Source organism: Vibrio sp. YT-18 (assembly GCF_033337345.1).
Taxonomy (GTDB): domain Bacteria; phylum Pseudomonadota; class Gammaproteobacteria; order Enterobacterales; family Vibrionaceae; genus Vibrio; species Vibrio alginolyticus.
Map to the genome: position 1 here is coordinate 1 of NZ_JAWOQO010000249.1, position 1,076 is coordinate 1,076.

General features: G+C 43.5%; 2 protein-coding genes. Both read left to right on the plus strand.

What is annotated here, in order from left to right:
• Nucleotides 1-421 (plus strand): PilN domain-containing protein (locus R7M72_RS25755; RefSeq protein WP_411913732.1); only part of this gene is annotated, 421 nt, incomplete at its 5' end.
• The gene (gene gspM, locus R7M72_RS25760) at nucleotides 418-1,068 is read left to right on the plus strand and encodes a type II secretion system protein GspM (protein ID WP_020841336.1); all 651 of its coding nucleotides are present in this window, start codon (nucleotides 418-420) and stop codon (nucleotides 1,066-1,068) included. The genes R7M72_RS25755 and gspM, both read left to right, overlap by 4 nt.
• The last annotated feature ends 8 nt before the right edge of the window (nucleotides 1,069-1,076 follow it).

A 1,076-nucleotide genomic window follows, 5' to 3' on the forward strand; every position in this document is an offset into this window, starting at 1 on the left:
CAAGGGTGATATTCTTAAGTCTGACTTAGATTACTACCAAGTGAAGCTGCGTAAGCATCAACCTGATCCAAATAAGTTAGCGGCCAAAGCGCGTCTAGAGCGTGAAGTCAAAGCTAAGCGAGATTCCTTGAAAGCGGTGGGCAAGTACGATGATTCGCAACGCACGGGTTACTCAGGTGTGATGCAGTCATTAGCAAAATTGGGCAACCAAGAAATCTCTTTATCCGAAATTCGCATCAACAACAACACCTTGGATTTAAAAGGCTTAGCGAAAGCTCCGAGTTCAGTGCCGAGTTGGGTAAGCCAGTTCAAGAATGAGATCAGTCTTGTTGGGCGAACATTTGACGACGTGAAAATCGGTCGCAATGAGAAAGACATAGTGACGTTTGAGTTGAAAACGCGCGAGGATAAAGAGAAATGAACGAATTCTGGAGCTCATTAGAAGAGCGCTTTGGAGACATGAGCGCGCGCGAGAAAATGCTGGTGGCGCTGTGCGGCCTCGTGACTGTAGTTATGTTGCTGTTTACGTTGGTGCTAGAACCTAAGCTCAATCAGATCTCAAATAATGAAAGACAGCTGAGTAACTTAAAGCAGTCAAACCAAAAAACAGAAATTGATATTTTACGTGTTAAGGCTCAATTGAAGAAAGATCCAAACGCAGATATTGATTTGGAAATTTCCAACCTGTTGACGGAAAGTCAGCATCTTTCGATGCAGTTGTCGCAAATTATTGAACACTTGGTAACGCCTTCACAAATGGCGGGCGTATTAGAGAGCGTATTAGAGCAGCAAAGTGGCATTCACTTGGTGTCATTGCAGACTCTGCCATCTGAGCCGATCACAGAAGATAAAGAAGCATCACAATACTCTGGCTACTACGTACACCCAGTACGCATGGAGCTAACTGGTGACTACTTTTCTATCGCCAACTACTTAAACAAGTTAGAGAGCTTACCTGCCAGCTATTTTTGGCGTAGCTTCAGTTACAAAGTAGAAGAATATCCAAAAGCGAAATTAGTGCTTGAAGTGTACACATTAGGTTCTCGAGAGGAGTTTATCGGTGGTTAAAAAACTCA